This is a genomic window from Methanosarcina spelaei (genome assembly GCF_002287235.1).
GTDB lineage: Archaea > Halobacteriota > Methanosarcinia > Methanosarcinales > Methanosarcinaceae > Methanosarcina > Methanosarcina spelaei.
This window is the reverse complement of the sequence record NZ_LMVP01000536.1, coordinates 1-20,229: the sequence shown is the minus strand read 5'-3', so window position 1 is coordinate 20,229 and position 20,229 is coordinate 1. Positions and strand designations below refer to the sequence as shown.

Below are 20,229 nucleotides of genomic sequence, written 5' to 3'. Positions count from 1 at the left end.
TGGATCAAAAAAGAATAACAGGAGAAGGAAGTGAAGCCTGAACCGATGACCAATGGATTCTATATATGTCTCATATGCCTTGTATGTTTCTTTTTCTGCTAGATAGCTGTATTTTCTAAGGTCTTTAAGCCCAATATAATTAGCTGGTGGCCATCCATTTATTGTTTGTTCATGATTTTTTTTCAATTTACCGTTTATTATGTCTTCTACTGGTATGTAGAACTTCTCAAGTCGGTTTTCTATGTCTTTTATTTGTTGTTCTTTTTTAGATCGTGAAATTGTTTCTTCAAACTGTGTGATTATTTCTTTAGATTGTGTATTAGTACCAAAGTATTTCCAAAATGAATTACAATTTTCACGTTCACTAAAACTTTTCATTATGTGGTTAGCTAATTTGTCAACTTCATCCTCTACTTCCCATGTAGACAAATCAGGTGAATATACATGGTAATTAACTGGAACGATATCGAAAGGTACTTTTTCCACATAAGGATCTTTTAACAAACAAACAGGTTTATTCAATGCAGTACGAATTCCCAATTCAAAAAAGACATTTGGATTATTAGTAGACATATCGCAAAGTACTAAATCTGAAGACTCAAGATTAGAAATAATATTGCCGTGAATAACGTCAGAACCTTCAGTAATAGGCTTAATTGGTTCAAATCCAGCTTCCTTAACTGCAGGTATAAACAAATGCTCCATGACATGTCGAAAATGATGACTATCATTATTATATACTGAAACTAATTCAGGCGGAGTAGTAACTGGCATAATAATAAAACATTTTTTATCTGTCATGGTCATTACTATTGGATTTTAACTATACAAAGGTTGTTTTTTCGCTTTTTCATCTCTTATCAGTTCAATAGAAATGACAACACTTATTTTAGTTCACAGTTGATTAAAGAACAGATAAACATTTGTGGCAAAGGGAAAACGAATGGATTTAAAAAAAGAGTTGAAGCAGTTCTATGGAAATGCAAAAAAAGAGATAAAGCAATTCTATGAGAATATAAAACAGAGTCCATTAACTAGTCTAATTTGCTTAATTGTTATTGTAACTGCTTTAATCCTATTAATTGAACTTCCACACTGGCAAGTATCAGGAATAAACAACGTTACAGAAAAAGTCACTCTAGAAAATCAGTCTCGTGCTACATTAGCTCAAGTGTTGGGTGGTGCTGCTATTGGTATTGGTCTTTACTATACATGGAGACGAATTAACATTGCTGAGGAAGATCTGAGAGTCACACAAGAAAACTTAAAAGTTGCTCAGGATAATCTGAAAGTTACTCAGGATAATCTGAAAGTTACTCAGGATAATCTAGAGGCTACTCAAAAAGTTGCTCAAGAAAATTTAAAAATTGCTCAAGAAGGACAAATAACTGAACGCTTCACTAGAGCCGTTGATCAATTAGGCAATCCAGCAATAGAGATTCGTTTAGGTGGAATATATGCACTTGAAAGAATCGCAAATGAATCTGAAAAAGACTATTGGCCGATTATGGAGATTCTAACTGCCTATGTTAGGAAAAACTCATCTATTGAAGATCCTATAGTATTACAACAAGACAAAGTATCATTGGATATTCAAGCAATTCTCACTGTAATTGGAAGGAGAAATAAACCCTTCACTGCTAAAGAACCTAGCTTTTTACACTTATCTAAAACTTATCTAGTAGGAGCTAACCTAGGTCAAAGTAATCTTAATGACGCTAGACTAGGGTATGCTAACCTAACCGATGCTTTCCTTAGATTAGCTAATCTTAGCCAAGCGGTCTTATATAGAACTAAACTGACAGATTCACGCCTTAAACATACTAATCTTGTAAACGCTACCCTTACAGAAGCTAATCTTGAAAACACTGACCTTTTGGAGGCTAATTTTGAAAATGCATATTTAAAAGGAGCTAGTCTTAAAGGAGCTAAAAATCTAACAGTTGACCAGCTTTTAAAAGTAAAAACACTTTACAAAGCAGAACTAGATCCTTGGTTAGAGGAAGAATTAAGATCAAAAGGCTATTCTCATCTTTTAGATGATGAACCATGAATTAATCCCCATGTTATCAGTCAGAAAAACAACCCGGGGACAAAACTACATGTACGAACTTGGAAGAAAGGAACAAGTCGGAACGTATCTGAGAAACCGGAACATAAGAGACGAGTTATTCGATGAGCAGTTCATGAGTAATTCAAAAGAGAGCCGAATGTGAAAAAACACATGGACACGTCAAGGGTAAAACAAAGTTCATATATTTATAGTAAGTACTGTCAGTAGAAAGCTATATTCTCTCTTGAGTTTCATAGCATATCAACTATGGTACTGATTAAATTACAAAATAAGATCGGAGAAAAGAATTCATTTGGAAGATATTTGTAATAAAGCATTGTCATATTAGATCTGGATTTTTTAGAGTTAATTTGAGAGCTTATCCTTGCCCAGGTAAAAACAGTGTTATATTTATCAAAGCATAAGGCATTTTGTTTTTTCCTTTGTTACAAGGACGTAGTTAATAAACGCCTCTGGATTTTTCAAAGAGAAAGGTTGATGGATATGAGCATGCATTGGGGAGATTTTGTTACGGAACAAACGGCATCATATGGTGAGCTTGTTCTGGGTGTTGATCCTGTTCTCGAGGATATTCCGCTCTTTTTTAAAAAAACCGATAGGTCTGCAACGGAAGTTTTGGAAAAATACGTTTTATTTCTTCTTGATGTAGCGGCAGATCAAGTTGGCTTTGTCAAATTTCAGTCTGCTTTTTTCGAAGCTTTTGGTTCAAAGGGTATTGATGTTCTGGCACAGGGAATTGCTCTTGCCAAAAAAAGAAATATGGGAGTTATTCTCGACGCAAAACGAGGTAACATTGGAACCACGGCAGCAGCGTATGCCCGTGCCTATTTGACCCCTGCGAAGGCTGGCTCCGTTTCAAATCTTGAGGTTGATTGTTTGGTCGTTAATCCATTCCTGGGGCCAGATACATTGGAACCTTTTATCGACTGCTCGCGCAAATATGGAAAAGGTCTTTTCGTTCTCGTCAAAACATCAAATCCGGGCTCTGGATGGTTGCAAGACAAAATCGTCGACGGAACTCGCGTTTCTGACCGCATTGCGAAACTTGTAGCGGACTGGGCTGCAGAAACGCAAGGGAAAACAGGACTGGGTTCTGTTGGTGCTGTTGTTGGAGCAACCTTCCCCGAAGATGGGAAAAGGCTTCGTAATCTGATGCCTGATTCGGTTATCCTGGCGCCCGGCATAGGGCCACAAGGTGGAAAGGCAGAAGATATTCACGTCCTTCGCCGCCAAAATTCTTCCGGTGTTTTAGTTTCTGTATCTCGGGGAATAACAAAAGTAGATGATTTGAATCTCTTAGAAGAAGACTATACGATGCTTGTTCGTAAACGCATCGAATCCTTTCAAAAATCCTTGAACACTCTGGACCGATAACTCTAACCATTATCTATTGTCCGTCGAGTGCAGTTAAACAGATTGTAGATGGCTATCACGGTAGTCTTGCCATCCATTGTGCATTAAACTTGCGCTTTAGTTTTTGTACGTTCGGGGAACAGAGAAAAGCCAAATGGATTATTCCTGCCAAACGCATGAAAATGCGAAAACCTAATCCCCCTATCATATCAAGCAATAAATTGCTTCCACGGAAAACAAGGAATGCCGGTTTTCTACGGGTAGAAGTAAATCTTTAATTGCAGCATTTTTTACAATTGTCGGTTAAGTTGGTTTTAGGATGAGTGGTCGCCTGCAATTTGATATTTAGGAAGTGCTCCTTCTGTATTTTTATTGTCATAGTTGTTGACTGTCACCTTCAGTTTTTCCGCATAGTTATAGATGTCATTTAAGTCCTCAATTGCTACCTTTTCTTCATTTTTATTATCGGTAAACAAACCCAAGTATTTCTTTTTGGAATTGAAATAGAGCCGACAGATAGGTTTTCTATTGTTGTCATCCAACAAAATGCCACAATAATTTTTCTTATCTCGAATATAAACTCTTTTTATATCCAGATTTTCACAAAGAATGGATTTTACAATATAATAACCTTGCAATTCATCTTCAGTTGTCACAATTTCGTCTTGAATAGTATTTTCAAGTTCATTTGGAGGATTCTCTACATCATCATCTGTTGGAGTAGAGTTAACAGTGTCAGTCATTGCAAATTTCAATCTTTCGTTTATTCTATCGTTGATGAACTGATTGAGAGCATTTCTTGTGATGTTAGTAAATTTCTCCTTTACACTCTGAGTGAAAACTCCATCCTTTACTTTCTTAGCGAAAAATTTAACAAACTCTTCAGATGGATTATTAATTTCATTAGCAAGAATTAGTTTTATTTCCTTAGTATATTTCAAGTCACAAGCTACAGATGCTAAATCATCAGCGTTAAATGATTCCTTCTTAAATCTCTTTAATTCGTTAATTAAAGGTTCTTTGATATCTAACAGATTAATTTCTAGGAAAGCTTTTTCATCCATTTTATTTGGAGCATCAATATCAGTAAAAAAACGATATAAAATCCCATTTGTAAGAATTCCTATTTTTGCTTCACTTACGGTAAAGTACCGAAACAATTGAGACGCATGAACCGTATCCAAATCGGCATCTATGTTTTTACACTCTATCAGTATAACTGGCTTTCCATCTCGAAAAACAGCATAATCTACCTTTTCACCTTTCTTTGTGCCGTAATCAGTTGTAAATTCAGGTACTACCTCTGTAGGATCAAAAACGTTGTACCCAAGAATGTTAAGAAGAGGCATCACTAGAGCATTTTTCGTTGCTTCTTCAGTTTTTATATTTGCAGATAAACTCGGAATCTTTGCAGCTAGAAACTTTACTTGGTCGATAAAATCCACATTAAACGCCTCTAATGTAAATTTATTCAATGGTACATGAATATGAAGGCATATTCTATAATATATTTTCTATTTTTGTTTTCCTAGCTCAAATGAATTAAGAATTAATTGAAAATGCCTTTTCATATTATAATCTTCATATAAAAGGTACTATTATCTGTTTACAATTTATGAGGATAGTGAGATTTCAAAATAAGGACGAGTTCCCGCTGACAAAAATATCCAATTTTCGATTCTAGCTACATAAAGCTAAAAATTTTGGGTTCTTTGTGGTTTGCGGGGGATTTCGTACCTTGAGGAAAAGGTTGTGTAAAAGCGAGGATTAAATAGGTAATCATGTGTCTTCGGTTAAGTGAGGAATCGTGATAAATTGCGTTCATTTCCACCACATTTATCAAATATTTGAATAACTTTTGAAAGGAACAGAATATCGATTTCATGCAAACAGGCCAAAATTTAAGGTTTGTTTCTAATGTAAAATCGATAGCTTTCAGGCAAGAAAAATCCTTAACCGATGACCAATGAATAGGTAATATGTCAAATTTAAAAAAGAGATATTAACATATGTTGGAGACGACTCAGTACCAAAATTCAGCGATGAACATAAAATTAAAATCACTATATTTTGTAATTGGTCACAGTCTATGTGATACAACTTCAGGGTTGAAGTCTTTAGATCCTGAATATTGATTTCAATGAAAACCGGATTCTTCCTGTTAATTCAGATTTTCAATCAAGAAATGCAAAAATCATTAGATTTTGCATGAAAGTACATGAGGATATCTTCCTCAAGTACTCTCTTCTTCCTTTTTTCCCATAACTGCGATTATTCCACTAATAATTTTTATGCGTTCATCAACCGAAAATATTTCAGTCTCAACAATTTTCCTCTTATGAACTTCTCCTTTTTGATACCCTGTTTCATCTTGATACATCTCATCATTTGTGATAAGGTGCCAAATTATCGTAACTATTTTTCTTGCCAACGCAATAATTGCCTTAGCATACCCAATCGACTTCATTTTCCGGTTAAAAAACTCTTTTAACTTGCTATTTTTCTTTCTTGCTGCTGCCTGAGCTATCTGTGTTAGAATCCACCTTGCTACTTTTGACCCTCTCTTTGTGATTCTACCTTTGTAATATTTATCAGCAGATTGATACACATTTGGAACTATTCCAAGCCATGAAGCAAGCTTGTCTCCTGAAGGAAAATCCCTTAAATTTCCAATTTCAGCAATTAAAGTTGATGCACCTATTTCTCCAATACCCGGAATTGACATCAAAATATCCATTTCACGCTTATGCTTTCCATAAGCATAATTGAAAATTTCTTTTTCCAAAGCTTCGATTTCATCGTCAAGGTGCTTTATTAATTTAAGACATATTTGAAGCCTTATTGCTGCACTTTGAGATATTTCTCTATCCAGAGTCTCTCTTATCTGAGAACTTTTTTTACGAACGTTTGGAGAAAGGTTCTCTATAATTTGGTCAACAGTTTTACCTGAAGAGATTCCCGATAGAATTGCTATACCATTTTTACCAAAAATATCCGCCAGCACATCATGTAGATTAAACATTTCAGATGTGAGAATAGCATGAGCTTCGTTTTTTATGTCTGTTCTTTTTCTAACAAGTACTAAACGAAGTCGAATGTATGAACGAAATTCCCTTTGATCTTTTGGGAAAACTCTTGATGGCTGAATCATATTATTCAGTGCAAGTTGTGCAATAACTTCTGAGTCAATTTTATCTGTTTTTTTGTGTGTAAATGCCTTCATATCTCGCGCATTTCCAATTATAACAGGTAGATGCTTTATCAATGAGTCATAAATAGGTACCCAAAAGTCACTGGTTGATTCACATGCAACAACATCACATTTTTCCGATACAACCCAGTTTTTAAGGGCCAAAATTCCATCTTCATCTCTATCAAAACGTTTTTGTTGTTTATCACCGGATTTACTGAGAATTGTAGCAATGAAAAAACGTTTATGAATGTCCAAACCGCAAGATTTGTTTACAACTCCAATCAATTTAAATCACCTAATTTTTTGGGCAGTGGAATTGCCTCAAAGGCAATTTTGCATCCGTGATCAAAGTCACATTTAAGCCTTCGATGACAATTCACTGATTAGTTTTGGAAAGGTTTTTAAAACCAAATCTAGTACAACCTTCCTGCCCAAAAGGTAATGATGAAATCAATAGTCAAAAAAGGTAAGGTAAAGGTACTTTCATTTCTTTGTGCCTGTTATTCGAAGAATTTCATGTTTGTTTTGGAACAGAGTCTATACCTTTTTGATTTTATGAAATTACAGGCTCTTCGCTGTTTAGAGTGAGTAATTTAGATCTATCTCTTAAATATCAAAGTAACATATGTATAATATAGAAACATTTGTGGTTGAAAATGACATTCAAGCTTGTTATTTCTCTTTTTGTCTGATTACTTTGTAACTGAATAATTATTTTCAACCCGTATAGAACAGCGAAGAGCCAAATTATTCTCTGCCTAGGTATGTTATCTGAGAAAATTCTTAGCTTATAGTCTGTAATTCGAATATCTGAGGCGCTAATTTCACAAAGGTAAAATAAAAGTTTTACATTTGAATATTTAAAGAATAGATTTGATATAAAATAAGAGGCGAGGTTGTGGATAAAATAGAGCAAAAAAATAAAAAAAACATATTAAATACGTTAATGCGTTATGTTTTTGGAGTCTTCTTTTTACTCTCCAGTGCAGTATCCTTTTCGTCTTCTTTCATTGCTGGATTACTTTTCTTTTTAGCGACTCTTATAGCGATTCCACCTACAGCAACTCAGTTGGAACGAAAATTCAACTTTTCAATGTCCGGTACAATAAGGTTTTTTGTAGTACTCTTTTTAGTGATTATAGCTTTTTCTTCAGTACCTCATGTTGATTCGACTACAGTACTAAATAACAGTACTGATCCAATAGCAGCACCTCTTACATCTGCTAATGGTGGAAGTACAATAGAAATGCCAACATCAACAGAAACATCTGAAGTAGCAACAATATCTGATAATAAAGGAACAATGGACATAATAACAAGTCCAACAGGAGCTACTATTACAGTTGATGGAGTTGCGCAAGGTTTTTCTCCAGTAAAAGGTTTGCCTGTGGATGAAGGAGATCATGTTGTAGATTTATATTTGTCAGGATACAACTCAAAAACATTAACTGTATATGTAACAAATTCAGACACAAAAACAGTAGATTGGACTTTTACACCATATGTAGATTCTAGTTCTACAGAAATAGAAAAATCTGAAGTAACAGATACAGACAAATCTGAAGTAACAGATACAGACAAATCTGAAGTAACAGATACAGAAAAATCTGAGCAGTCAAAGGCACAAATTACAACACCAAATTTAAAGTCAACAACATCAAACACAATTGAGACCGACAGCACATTACTATATGCAAGCTCAGAGTCTAATGTGTACCATAATGCAGGATGCAGTTATGTCCAACGAATTAAACCGGAGAATCTCATTACCTTTAAGAGCGTTCAAGAAGCAAAGGCACATGGATATAGGGCATGTAAAAAATGTGGTGGTTAAATCAACCCCATATACAAACTTATTATTGCCTTATGTACAGTTCCTCAAATTCTGACAAAATATCATATAATGACATAATGACATTCAAAACAATTTTCTTTCTGAACATTATCAAAATCAAAATGTCCAAAATTAGAGCTACAATTCTACATTTATACTTACTTATTACTTTTTAGTAAAGTCTGACTGGTTGCGCTGCCTTATACACATTCACTATCATTGTGATTCCTATTAACATAAATACCTATATCAGGTAGCGGCTGCAAATTATTATCTTTTTTCCGGATACCGAAAAAACTTATCAGGCTATTTGCGATTGAGCATGCTCTTACTTATCATCCAGTTCAGCGAATCTGAAGGATAAACATTTTGCACAAATCATCTTTTTCAAAGTTAGCGATTATTTTAATATTATTAGTGTGTAATACAAGCGCATGCCCTCAGAGTCTCACAGGGACGAAGACCTTTTCGAGTCCCAGTATATTGAAAAATACCTGAGCGAATACGCGAGTGTTTCGTCAATAGTACGTGAGGCGCTGCCTTTTGAACTTATCGCTACTGTGGGGGGAGTAGCTGCAGGAATTATACTTTCCGGGATGACAGATGAGCTTGGGATGATACCTGGACTGCTCGTAATTTATCCAGGAGTGCTCGGGCTCAGGGGAAATATTTCCTCGACCCTTGGCTCAAGGCTTGGCAGTGCAATTCACCTGGGACTGATTACGGATCTTGACAGGCATAACCCGGAACTCATGAACAATATATCCGGTTCCCTGATCCTGAGTGTTATTACCGCTTTTATTCTCGGAATCCTCGGGCACTATGTAACCCTTGCTCTGGGCTTCGAAAGTGCAGGTGTTTTTAAACTTACTCTTATCTGCGTGATTTCAGCCTTTACATCCGGGGTAATTCTTTCTTTTGTTGCAGCTCTGCTGGCTGTAGGAATGTTCAGATTCGGTTTTGATCCTGATAATGTTGTTACTCCTTCGATTGCAACTATAGGTGATATTGTTTCTATGCTCATGCTTTTCCTCTCTGCAAAATTGGTGGTGATGTTTTGAGGAAAACAGGGCACCAGACTCCTTACTACACAATTAACGGTATCATTCAGCGAGGGCTGCCGGTACTTATAATAACATGCGTAATGGGAATTCTTGTAGGGCAGCTTCTTAATTCAAGAGAAAAAAGTTTAATATCTATGCCAGCGATACTGATTCTTATCCCTTCCCTTATCAAAATCGGAGGGGATACAGGAAGCATGCTTGGAGCCAGGCTTTCATCGGCTTTCCATATGGGTCTTGGAGATAATATCAGGAGTAACCCGGTGGTACATAATAGTGTAATTGCAGCTTCAATCGTAGGGTTTGTTTCTTCAATTTCTGTCAGCATACTGGTCTTTCTGGCAAGCAGTTTCCTGGGGTACGGGATGCCTTTTCTCACAATTCTTGAAATCAGCCTCATTGCCGTTATCATAGAACTTGCAGTTGTGTACTCTGCAACAGTAGCCATTGCCTTTATTTCTCATAGGTTCGGAATGGATCCGGATGATACGGTCATTCCTTTCATAGCAAGCCTTGGAGACCTTGTTGGAGTTACAGGAATTTTCATGGCCCTGTACATATTGAATATTTTATAAGTAATGTTTTTATAAAACAACTTTACTACCATTGTTTACTAACAATTATCACTACCATTATCACTACCAATATTTACTGCCATTATTTACTGCCATTATTTACTGCCATTATTAACTACAATATTTACTGCCATTATTAACTACAATATTTACTACCGTTATTATCTGAATTTATTATATTCCAGCCAGGTTCTTAAAACCTGATTAATCAAAAATTAATAATTAATAATTACTATTAAGTACATACTCATACACACCAGCACAAGGTAGAGTTGATCTAGAGACTATGTTCCCTAAAGAATTCAGATACAGTCCAAAGAACCTCAAGGATCTTTTGACTGAGATGAAGGACACTTCCGAACTCATGGTAGACCTTGCATACTCTGCAATGATTTACGATGATGAGGACGTTGCAGAAGAGGTACTCAATCTTGAAGATAAGATGGATACTCTCGATTACCAAATTAAGATGGCCGCGATGTTAAGCACACGCAGGGTTGACGAGGCCGAAGGCCTCCTTGGAGTTTTACAGGTTGCTGCGTGCTCGGAAAATATCGCTAATGCCGCAGGCGATATTGCCAAGATAGTTCTTATGAACATGGGAATTCCGATGGAACTGAAAGTTGCTCTCAGGGAAGCGGAAGAAACCATTGTCAGGGCAACGGTTGCTGCAGAATCTTCAATGGCAGGACGTACGCTTGGCGACCTTGAACTTGATATCGAGACAGGCATGTGGATTATTGCTATCAGGAGAAATGAGGACTGGATTTATGATCCTGACAAGGAAACTCGCCTCCGTCAGGGAGATGTTTTGATTGCCAGAGGGCATGATGAAGGAGTCACACTGTTTTTCGAGATGGCAACGACAAGGAAATTCGTGCCAAAAGAAATCGAGCACAATAAAATTTTAAAAGATCTTGAGCATGCCGTGGATATTATAGTAGATATGAAGAACATGTCCGAACTTTCGGTAGGACTTGCATATTCTGCTATTCTTTTTGACAACGAGGATATTGCATATGAGGTTAGTGCCCTGGAGTCTGAAATGGACTCTATGAAATACGAACTCCAGCATTGGGTGCTTGAAACCGCAAAGCATTTTGAGGATGTGAACATGCTCAGAGGAATCCTTCACCTTGCAAGTGCCTCTGAAGCTATTTCCGATGCTGCGTACGGAATTGCAGATACCGTACTAAGGGATATCGAACTCCATCCCATTATCACCCTCGCAGTCAGGAATTCCGAAGAGGTTATAACCAGGCTCCAGGTCGAGAAATGCTCTCCTATAGTCGGAAAGACTTTTTTTGAATTGAAGCTTGAAACTGAGACAGGGCTACATGTAATGGCAATAAAAAGAGCTGACCGCTGGGTTTATGCTCCGAAAGGCAACACGATTGTTCAGGCAGGAGATATGCTTATTGCACGCGGGTCAAGGATTGGAGAAGGAGCGCTTATAGAAATGTGTGAGTGTAAACTGAACCAGTAATCCCCTTACCTGGTGATTTTCACTTTTTCCTGCTGATGATGCAGGACCATTCATAGGAAGTATAACCTGGAATGAAAGTTTCTGAATAGTTTTACAAATTTTTCATTTTATTGTTTTTGGTTTATTTTATTGTTTTTGGTTTGTATCTTTTTTGGAAGCTTACAAGCTTCGTTTTTATATATTTAACTATATTTTTATATTTTCAGCTACGTATTACTATGTGGGAGTTTTGAGTATGGCAGTTATTGGTCTTTCAAGAAACAAAGACACTCTGGAATCAGTAAAAGTCGCAGTAGAGCTTGCAGGAGGGCTTGGAATTAAAAAAGGATCTACTGTACTGATAAGGCCGAATGCAAATACTGCAGACCCGCCACCTGGCTCGACAAATCCTGAGATCCTGAAGGGAGCTATAAGGGAAGCAAGAAAATGCAGCCCTGAAAAAATTATTGTTGCTGAAAAATCAATGACCACATTGGATACCGAAATGGTGCTCAGGAAGCTTGGGCTCTGGCAGGCTGCGGAGTCAGAAGGAATAGACGAAATCCTCACCTTTGATCACATGAAACGCTATCATATGAAGCCTGATGGCGCTTACTCCTGGCCGGATGGTTTTTATGTTCCCGAGTTTCTCGATTCGGTAGATTATGTAATTGCTCTTCCTGTAATCAAGACCCACTGGACTGCAACCTTTACCATGGGCTTGAAATCGCAGATCAGCATAACCGCAGACCGGGATAGGAGGCAGCTTCCTCATGGCAGACATATGGACGAACTTTTCGGGAATATGATTGCCGAATCAAATCTTGTTTATAAGCCTGATTTTTATATTTCGGACGCTACAAAGTGCTTTGTGGCCGGAGGCCCTGACCTTGGAACTCTCAGAGAGCCTGGTATTGTACTGGCAAGCTCGGATGTTGTTGCAAATGATGCTGTGGGTCTTGCTCTCCTGAAAACTCTTGGTACGGTTCCGAAAATTCAAGAGCATTCAGTCTGGGCCCAGCCTCAGATCAGAAGGGCGATAGAACTTGGGCTAGGGATAAGCGGAAGGGAAGAAGTGACTTTAAAGAATTCAGGGGTTGAGGAAACCGAAGGAATTCTTGCTAATCTTGCTTGATTGCGGTCTGGAAAAGTTTGGTGAAGATAACCAGGGGCAGGAAAATTCAGGCCTGTAGGAAAATTCAGGCCTGTATGCCTCTCTATACGTTTCAACAAATCGGATTTTTTGTAGTTTGATTTGAAAATTAGATCTATAAGCTTAGCGGATTTAACAGGCTTATAGTATTTTTTTAAATAATCCTAAGGTAATTTACTTATCCAGATCCTTAATTCTTCCTTTTTTGCCTCTGATTTATTCGGACTGTACAAATATGCTCACATATTACCATAATTTATTTATTTCCTACGTTCCCATAGGTTATAGGGGAATTTTTATGAAATGCGAAAGTTGTGGAGCAGAGAGTGAAGGAAGATACTGCAAGACATGTGGCGAAATACTGGATGAAGTTGTAAGACGAGTAGGAGAAGCACGTTGGGCTGCAATGGATGATTGCTCATTTATCTATCCACTTGTCCAGCGCGTAGCTAAAGGAGAACTTACAGTCAACGATATTATTAATTCTCTTGAAGTGGAAGACTGAACATGCTTTTCTCTCAAGGCATCAGTCCGTAGTTCCCAAGGCGGCTGCAGGGTTTTTCTTCTAATATTTGATGTAATTTGATGTAAAACTTTACGACGAGGTTAGTGGGAGGAGTTTCCCTCGTATCTGTCGGATTTCTCGCTTGAAATTTGATTAGGAGGATACACTTCAAACCAGGTCTTTAACTTTACTGCAGGAACAAGTTTTTTGAGATTAATTATAGCGCAGCTTTAGCTTTAAGCCTTAAAGTTATATCTCTTTAGCTTTAATATTTCAGTGTTGAGCAGTTTTCCTGCTGTCAGGAGCTGGTGCCATATATGAATAGAAAGACCGATGCAGTTGTTTTGATATTCTTGTTTGCAGCAATGGTTCTCATTTCGGGATGTGTCCAAAATAAGAAAGCTGAGGCACCTGTAAATAAGGAGTCTCCCGAAACCGGTAAAGGGGATGAAAGCATGAACATTCAAAGTATAAATGTTTCTAGCAGTGCATTTGCATCTAACGGTAGTATTCCAGGAAAGTACACCTGTGATGGGCAAAATATAAATCCGCCTCTTGAATTCGAAGGCATTCCCGAAGAGGCTGAGAGTTTGGTACTCATAGTAGACGATCCGGATGCCTCTCCAAAGACATTCACACACTGGATTGTCTGGAACATAGAACCCATGGCGAAAATAGAAGAAGACAGTATACCTGGGGTCGAAGGTTTAAATGATTTCAAGAAAATGGGATATGGAGGGCCATGTCCACCTTCAGGCACGCACAGGTATTTCTTCAGGGTCTATGCTCTGGACAAAAATCTGGATCTTAAAGCAGGAGCAGGACGAAAAGAACTCGAAAAGGAAATGATAGGACATATTATTGCTGAAGGGGAGTTGATGGGAAAATACAGCAGGAAATAATTTGTTTATGGGGGGAAGAGAGTGGAAGAAAACAATACAGCTGAAATGAATCCAGATTTTTTCGAAAACCCTGGAGGCGATTTGGAAAAAGCAACCTTTGCTGCAGGTTGCTTCTGGGGTATTGAAGAAGCTTTCCGGCAGGTTAAAGGTGTGGTTGCAACTGCGGTTGGCTTCAGTGGAGGGCATTTTGAACGTCCTACTTATGAGCAGGTCTGCACCCTTGATACCGGGCATGCCGAAGCAGTTAGGGTGATTTTCGACCCGAAAGTCGTGTCTTATGAGACCTTACTTGACGTCTTCTGGAAGATCCATGATCCCACTACAAAAGACAGGCAGGGCCCTGATGTCGGAAAACAATACCGCTCGGTAATCTTTTACCATGACGACAAGCAAAAAGCCGCTGCTTTTGCCTCAAAAGAGAAGCTTGAAAAATCAGGAGCTTTTAAAAACCCGATAGTTACTGATATTGTGCCGGTTTCGGAATTCTATATGGCTGAAAAGTATCACCAGCAGTATTTTGAAAAGAAAGGTTTTCTGCAGAATGTACTTCGAGGTTTGAAGAAGTAACTATCTGAAGTGAACATGCCGTTGAAATCTCAAAATTGGAAAAACGGTCTTCAAATGGGTTTTTAACGAAAATGCGCTTGAGTTTGTGCTATTTCTCAATTTATATTTTCTATTTTTCTGACCCTTTTAATTTTGTTGGATAAATTGATTAACATTCTAACAAATACATGTATTAACTCATTAACTTTTGAGGTAATGTTATGCGCTTTATCGTTCTAGCAGTTGCAACGTTAATTTTGTTGGGAATTGTGGGTTTCTCTGTTTACTCTGGTTCCAGTAATGAGAACATTCAGGATGACAAAAATATAATCCGAAAAACGTCAGAAATTGACGAGAACGGCATATTTAAAGAAATAAAACTTGACAACAGCTCCATCACGGCTCCTGAATCATGTGATCGCTTCGAAACTGTAATAGTGAATCCTGAGAAATTCAGGACACTAGCTTCGAACGGAACCGTAAACCTGAGCCTCATGGGAGAAGACTATGAACTTAAACTTCAAGAAAGAGAGATTCAAAAACCAAATGTAAATTCTTATATGGGATATATCACCGGAAAGCCGCAAAGTAGTGCTTTTTTCACAGTAAAAAACGATTCAATCGACGGTTGCATTAATGTAGATTTTTTCAATCAATCATATGGGATTGCTTCAACGGACGAGAAATATGAGGGAAAAACTGTCCATCTTCTGTGGAGGTATTATAGCGAAGGAGGGGAGGAAGAAGTTAAAAAACATCATTCGTTAAATCCATTAGAATTTTCCCTGAGAAACAGTGATAAAAAAAGCCATGAAATCAATATCGAGCTTTTTGATTTCTATAATAATTCCGTATTCAAAGAAAACTACGCAATGAACCCTGAGGATGAAATCTTTTCGCCTGAAATAACTGTCGAACCGGGATACTACAGGTATAAAATTATTTTAGATAATAAATTTACTTTTGAACAAAGAGTAACGGCAAGTTACGCTGCTAATTTGGGTGGTTCAGAAAAACTGCATATCAATATCATTGATAATCCGGATAACCCTATTGAGTTCGTAAGCGAGATTGCCTGAGCATTCCTTCTTAGTAAATTCCGTTCTCCTTTCTTGTCGCAGTTGAAAAGAACTTTATGCCTAACAAAAAATTTCCTTTATCCAGGAATCCTGGATAATTATTTACCCTTCCTTATCCTATTTTTCATCATGATTTTTGACCCTATCACTGTCTGCAACCTGGAACTCCAGAACCGCTTTGTAAGGTCTGCAACACACGAATTTTTGGCTGAAGAAGACGGAACGCCAACTTCCAGGCTCGGAGACCTTTATGAAGAGCTTGCAAAAAATGAGGTTGGGTTGATCATAACCGGTTATTCCTATGTTCTTCCGGGCGGACAGAGTGATATTTATCAGCAGGGCATCTATGATGACCGTTTTATTGAACCCTACCTGAAGATAACCGAAAGGGTGCACAGGTACAGAAGTAAAATCGTGCTCCAGATCGTTCACGGAGGGAGGCAGGCAAGCGTTTCGGACAAATATCCGGTTCCTATGGCTCCTTCGAAAGTAAAAGACGGGCATTCGGCAGTTATGCCTAGGGAAATGACCGAACAGGAAATCCTGGAAGTAATCGAAGCTTTTACAAAGGCGGCTGTCAGGGCAAAAAAAGCAGGCTTTGACGGGGTACAGCTCCACTGTGCCCATGGCTTCCTTTTAAGTAGTTTCATTTCTCCCTATACGAACAGGAGGACTGACCTCTGGGGAGGCTCGATAGAAAATCAGGCAAGGATAGTCACGGAAATTGCCAGGCGCATAAAAGAGGAGACCGGAGATTCTTTCCCCATTCTGGTCAAAATGAATGTAACGGATGGTTTCCAGCCCTGTTGTTCAAAGGCTAAACTGGGACTTGACATTTTCCAGGCTATAGAAATTGCAAAGCTTCTGGAAAAGTCTGGAATATGTGCAATTGAGGTCAGCGGAGGAATCAGTGAGGCAGGTGGGGTAACTATAAGGACCGCAATCAATACTCCTGCCAAAGAAGCATATTTCAAGGACTGTTCTAAAGCGATAAAAAGTGCAGTAAACATTCCTGTCATTCTTGTGGGTGGAATAAGGTCTCTTCAGGTTATTAATGATCTGCTTGAAAACGGATTTGCCGATCTGGTTTCCATGAGCAGGGTGTTTATCAGCGAACCTGACATTGTTTTGAAATTCAAATCAGGGAAGGTTAAAAAAGCAAGATGCGTGTCCTGTAACCTCTGCTTTGACCCTGAAGGCATAAGTTGCAACTTCCAGTTTGAGTAAAGATGAAATTTACGCACTTGAGGAATAAATAAGGTCGCATCCCTGCCTTTTCAAAGGAGGGTTAGACCGCCAACTTCAACAAAACAACAAATCTAAATTTTTTAAACTTCAGATGTTAAAACAATTTTACTCAGGTGCATGCACAATAGCAGTAAGTTCCTGTCCTTCAAATTCTTTAGTTGATTGCACAACTATAGTCAGAACTAAATAATTTATAAACAAACAAATTCATGTTTATTAATATCTAACTTAACTAAGACTTATAGATACTAAAATTGAATAGCTTTTTCATTTATACTCATCTTTGAATATGAGTTAAGGCATAATACTCAAATAAATAATTTATGGCCAAATAATTGAATATTAATAATGTTGGTAAGTGAACCATACTCAAAATCCGTTTAAAAAATTGCATTGTTAGAGAACCTGGACACAAAAGTTATAAAGAATAACTTAAAAGGAGTTTATGGAGTTTGAAAGTACCTTCCAAGTCATCCAAACCCCATAAAATATGCCCCAAGAGGCAGTTATCATGTTTAGCTGTGCGAATATTTAAGCTTGTCTGATCCGGCCTCTTAGGGTAAAATACTAGGAGTTGAAGTAATGAAGCTAGTGGTGGTCCTGTATATTATGCATCCAGTGGTCGTTATAAGATTGTTGGAATAATAAGTGCATCGACTACAGTAAATGGTAACATACCAGCCACTGTTTATATTCCATGTGGAGAGGTAATGTCTAAACTTGGTGTGACTCCTCTTACTGCATAAGTTTTAAGACGTAAATATTACATCTTTTCCATTTTTTAGAGAAAATTGGTGATACTATGGGCAGAAAACCAGTAATGCTATTTATTTTTTTTTCAATTATAATTCTTCTACTTTCAGAAACTGTACTTGCCAATACTTATCATTCACCTTCTTCCAGTTTGCATGAAATTAATGAAACAAATGGCTTGTCGAAGAGAACCGTACCGTACTCTGGCTGGCTTGAAAGTCCAGATAAAACAATTTCTCTGCTCTCAAAATTGAGTGAAGAAACCCTCACAAATTGCACAAATCCCGAAAGTACTATATACGATCCCAATGTGCTGAAAGCCTATGGAAAAGTTCCTGTAATTAAAAATACTTCGGAATTGACTGAGTTCAATTCAACCCTACAAACTGTGAGAGACAGTTCTATCCTTGAGGTTAAACCATATCTTTATCCTGACGGACCGATAGTTGACTATGGAGCTGGCTTCATGCACGGATATTTTCTGATCAAACTCTACGATTATGAAGGTAACAAAACTGCCTATTCGGAAACAGAGTTAAAGGAAATCTACAAAATAGTAGAAAAGCACGCATTTAAAGCTGGAATTGATAAAGTCCCGGTAATGTTCTGTCTTTGGGATAAGACAGCAATTTTTGATTTTCCTGAAAATAACTCTTCATTTGGCGGGAGCATGTTCGATAAGGATGTCGTCCAACTGACAGATATCGAATTTCCGATGTTTTATTATAATCTAGCTAATTCGTCATCATTACAAATCATAAAAAATGATTCTCTAGATGAAATAAAACCGTATCTCCACCCCAGTGGACCTATAGTTAAATATGGTTCCGACACGATGGAAGGAGTTTTCCCAATAAAACTTTATTATGAAGGAAATGAAACAGTCTACTCTCAAACTGAACTGGACGAAATCCATAATATTGTAAGGAAATGTGCGAACAAGGCAGGTCTTGATAGTGTTTCAGTTATGTTTTACAACCAGGAAGGTATAGTACGCTTTGATGGTTACAATAATACGTATTCCTCTCCCAATAACTCGATGTCTGGAAGTAAAAACATTGTAGAACTCAATAATTCAAATAACAATGGTTCAAACCCTTTTAATGAAAATAGTTCTATTGTAAATAACTCGAGTGAAAATGATTTAAGCAAAAATAACTCTATTCCAGGTTTTGTATTATTTGAAAGTTTAATCTGTCTTTGTGGAGTGTGGAAGTTCAGCAAGAAGTAATACATGGTTTGGATTGCCAGACCGCTGAATGGCATAATGTTTTTTTGCTTGTTTGTTTTCAGCCTCGTGAGAAAAAAGGCTAATCCTTGTCATTTTAATGGCGGGATAATCAATATTCTCAGATTGGAAGTACAGTCTGTAGCGAAAGCTTAGATGCCCGCGACTTCAGTCGTGGGAGTAGTCACTGACAAAATCAGTTGCAGCAAAAGCTGCAGATTAAAATCACATTTTAAACAGTTAATGGTCTGATGTTGTTGATTTTTCAGTTCAACTACATAATTTCTATAAAGATTAGCGTGAACTACCTCTCCCTCGAACTTGAGAAGTTCGGCGAAAGATTCACGGAGGAGTAATTCACCACAGACCTGGGGTCCAATTCTCAAGATTTAGCTGAAGAAACATTCTGTCACGACCTTGTCCATATTCATTCTTTCGATACTCTGCAAGTTTAAATCCAAATTTGTCACAATAAATATGCCGGGCTCGTAAGTTGTTTGGATCGACAGTTAAGAAAACACTGGATAATCCGTTATTTTTTAGGTGAGCTAAAGATTTTAGTAAGAGATGACATCCATATCCTTTTTCTTGACTTTCTTTCTCTACTGCTATCTCTACCAGATAAGCAAATCTGGGGTTATCCCACTCTTTCATAAATATAGCAAAACTTTTCAAGGAGTTACAGGCAAAGAGACCGAAAATATGTCCATATCGTAGATAAGGTACCAGAGACCAGTTACTAAGTAAGTTCTCACCAAAAGCATCATAATCGATTTCAAGCATTCTCTCAATATTTTCTTCGTTTTTTTCAACTAATCGAACATTAGTTTTTTGTTCGTTTACTTTATTAATAAGCTCAACTCCTCAAAAATAGTAATATCCGTACGTTTCGTTTTTGGTCTTTGCCTATGTTCAATTATTTTCTCGAATTTTTGTTGCTATCCGTCATTCATATTATGTTTTACTCTTTGTATCTTGTTTCAGATAGTTAATAGTTAAGATTAACTTTATACTTTGTACGTACGCATCTGTTTCAATATAAATATCTAAGACAAATTTATTTTGAGTTCCTTGAATTTACAAGGGAACTGACCTTGAATACTAATTATCTTTTACTCTCAATTACCCACAGCCAATGTTTTATTTGCCTTAGGACTTCATGGATACAAAACTTTAAAGCATTATTTTTACAGCGATATCCAATATCAGTACTTCGCTAATTTTTCATTTTGTATAAATGAGGTCATTCGAAACCTATAT

Annotated in this window: 18 protein-coding genes; 14 read left to right on the top strand and 4 right to left on the bottom strand. The window is 37.3% G+C overall.

Features of this window, described 5'->3' with window-relative positions; translation table 11 throughout:
• Positions 1 to 801 (bottom strand): hypothetical protein (locus ASJ81_RS19970; protein WP_212556119.1); only part of this gene is annotated, 801 nt, incomplete at its 3' end.
• Positions 802 to 943: 142 nt separating this feature from the next.
• On the opposite strand from ASJ81_RS19970, the gene ASJ81_RS19965 reads away from it, so the two are divergent.
• From ASJ81_RS19965 to pyrF, 3 genes are all read left to right on the top strand, one after another.
• On the top strand, positions 944 to 2,053 hold the full coding sequence (locus ASJ81_RS19965; RefSeq protein ID WP_095645888.1) for a pentapeptide repeat-containing protein: 1,110 nt from the start codon (positions 944 to 946) through the stop codon (positions 2,051 to 2,053).
• A gap of 10 nt (positions 2,054 to 2,063) precedes the next feature.
• Positions 2,064 to 2,216, top strand: coding sequence for a hypothetical protein (locus tag ASJ81_RS23075; protein ID WP_170943421.1), 153 nt, complete (start codon positions 2,064 to 2,066; stop codon positions 2,214 to 2,216).
• A gap of 335 nt (positions 2,217 to 2,551) precedes the next feature.
• Positions 2,552 to 3,448: an orotidine-5'-phosphate decarboxylase gene (gene pyrF, locus ASJ81_RS19960; RefSeq protein WP_212556118.1), complete on the top strand. Its 897-nt coding sequence runs from the start codon at positions 2,552 to 2,554 to the stop codon at positions 3,446 to 3,448.
• 293 nt (positions 3,449 to 3,741) lie between these two features.
• Here pyrF and ASJ81_RS19955 read toward each other — a convergent pair whose 3' ends face one another.
• Both ASJ81_RS19955 and ASJ81_RS19950 read right to left on the bottom strand, forming a co-directional pair.
• Positions 3,742 to 4,872, bottom strand: a complete 1,131-nt coding sequence (locus ASJ81_RS19955) for a type I restriction endonuclease (RefSeq protein ID WP_095645887.1) — start codon at positions 4,870 to 4,872, stop codon at positions 3,742 to 3,744.
• A gap of 788 nt (positions 4,873 to 5,660) precedes the next feature.
• Positions 5,661 to 6,905 (bottom strand): IS110 family transposase, encoded by a 1,245-nt coding sequence (locus ASJ81_RS19950; protein WP_095645886.1) that lies wholly within the window; start codon positions 6,903 to 6,905, stop codon positions 5,661 to 5,663.
• Between the two features lie 613 nt (positions 6,906 to 7,518).
• Between ASJ81_RS19950 and ASJ81_RS19945 the strand changes: the two genes are divergently transcribed.
• From ASJ81_RS19945 to ASJ81_RS19895, 11 genes are all read left to right on the top strand, one after another.
• Complete coding sequence (locus ASJ81_RS19945) at positions 7,519 to 8,454, top strand: PEGA domain-containing protein (protein WP_095645885.1); 936 nt, start codon at positions 7,519 to 7,521, stop codon at positions 8,452 to 8,454.
• Positions 8,455 to 8,888: 434 nt separating this feature from the next.
• Positions 8,889 to 9,515, top strand: a complete 627-nt coding sequence (locus ASJ81_RS19940; protein ID WP_048107220.1) for a magnesium transporter — start codon at positions 8,889 to 8,891, stop codon at positions 9,513 to 9,515.
• Entirely contained in the window at positions 9,512 to 10,090 is a 579-nt protein-coding gene (locus ASJ81_RS19935) for a magnesium transporter (RefSeq protein WP_170943420.1), read from the top strand. Before ASJ81_RS19940 ends, ASJ81_RS19935 begins: the two co-directional genes overlap by 4 nt.
• A 286-nt stretch (positions 10,091 to 10,376) precedes the next feature.
• A complete protein-coding gene (locus ASJ81_RS19930) occupies positions 10,377 to 11,576 on the top strand; it encodes a potassium channel family protein (protein ID WP_095645884.1) in 1,200 nt (399 codons plus the stop codon).
• A gap of 235 nt (positions 11,577 to 11,811) precedes the next feature.
• Positions 11,812 to 12,690 (top strand): DUF362 domain-containing protein, encoded by an 879-nt coding sequence (locus tag ASJ81_RS19925; protein ID WP_095645883.1) that lies wholly within the window; start codon positions 11,812 to 11,814, stop codon positions 12,688 to 12,690.
• A 316-nt stretch (positions 12,691 to 13,006) separates the two neighbouring features.
• Positions 13,007 to 13,213 (top strand): hypothetical protein, encoded by a 207-nt coding sequence (locus ASJ81_RS19920; RefSeq protein WP_048107217.1) that lies wholly within the window; start codon positions 13,007 to 13,009, stop codon positions 13,211 to 13,213.
• A 317-nt stretch (positions 13,214 to 13,530) separates the two neighbouring features.
• Positions 13,531 to 14,115 (top strand): YbhB/YbcL family Raf kinase inhibitor-like protein, encoded by a 585-nt coding sequence (locus tag ASJ81_RS19915; RefSeq protein WP_095645882.1) that lies wholly within the window; start codon positions 13,531 to 13,533, stop codon positions 14,113 to 14,115.
• A 45-nt stretch (positions 14,116 to 14,160) separates the two neighbouring features.
• Positions 14,161 to 14,682 (top strand): peptide-methionine (S)-S-oxide reductase MsrA, encoded by a 522-nt coding sequence (gene msrA / locus ASJ81_RS19910; protein ID WP_170943422.1) that lies wholly within the window; start codon positions 14,161 to 14,163, stop codon positions 14,680 to 14,682.
• 200 nt (positions 14,683 to 14,882) lie between these two features.
• Positions 14,883 to 15,740 (top strand): hypothetical protein, encoded by an 858-nt coding sequence (locus ASJ81_RS19905; RefSeq protein ID WP_095645881.1) that lies wholly within the window; start codon positions 14,883 to 14,885, stop codon positions 15,738 to 15,740.
• Positions 15,741 to 15,869: 129 nt separating this feature from the next.
• Positions 15,870 to 16,967 carry an NADH:flavin oxidoreductase gene (locus tag ASJ81_RS19900; RefSeq protein ID WP_095645880.1) on the top strand — a complete coding sequence of 366 codons (1,098 nt, stop codon included), beginning with the start codon at positions 15,870 to 15,872 and terminating at the stop codon, positions 16,965 to 16,967.
• Positions 16,968 to 17,790: 823 nt separating this feature from the next.
• Positions 17,791 to 18,972: a hypothetical protein gene (locus ASJ81_RS19895; protein ID WP_095645879.1), complete on the top strand. Its 1,182-nt coding sequence runs from the start codon at positions 17,791 to 17,793 to the stop codon at positions 18,970 to 18,972.
• 354 nt (positions 18,973 to 19,326) lie between these two features.
• On the opposite strand, the gene ASJ81_RS19890 is transcribed toward ASJ81_RS19895, so the two are convergent.
• Complete coding sequence (locus ASJ81_RS19890; protein ID WP_095645878.1) at positions 19,327 to 19,752, bottom strand: GNAT family N-acetyltransferase; 426 nt, start codon at positions 19,750 to 19,752, stop codon at positions 19,327 to 19,329.
• Positions 19,753 to 20,229 lie beyond the last annotated feature (477 nt).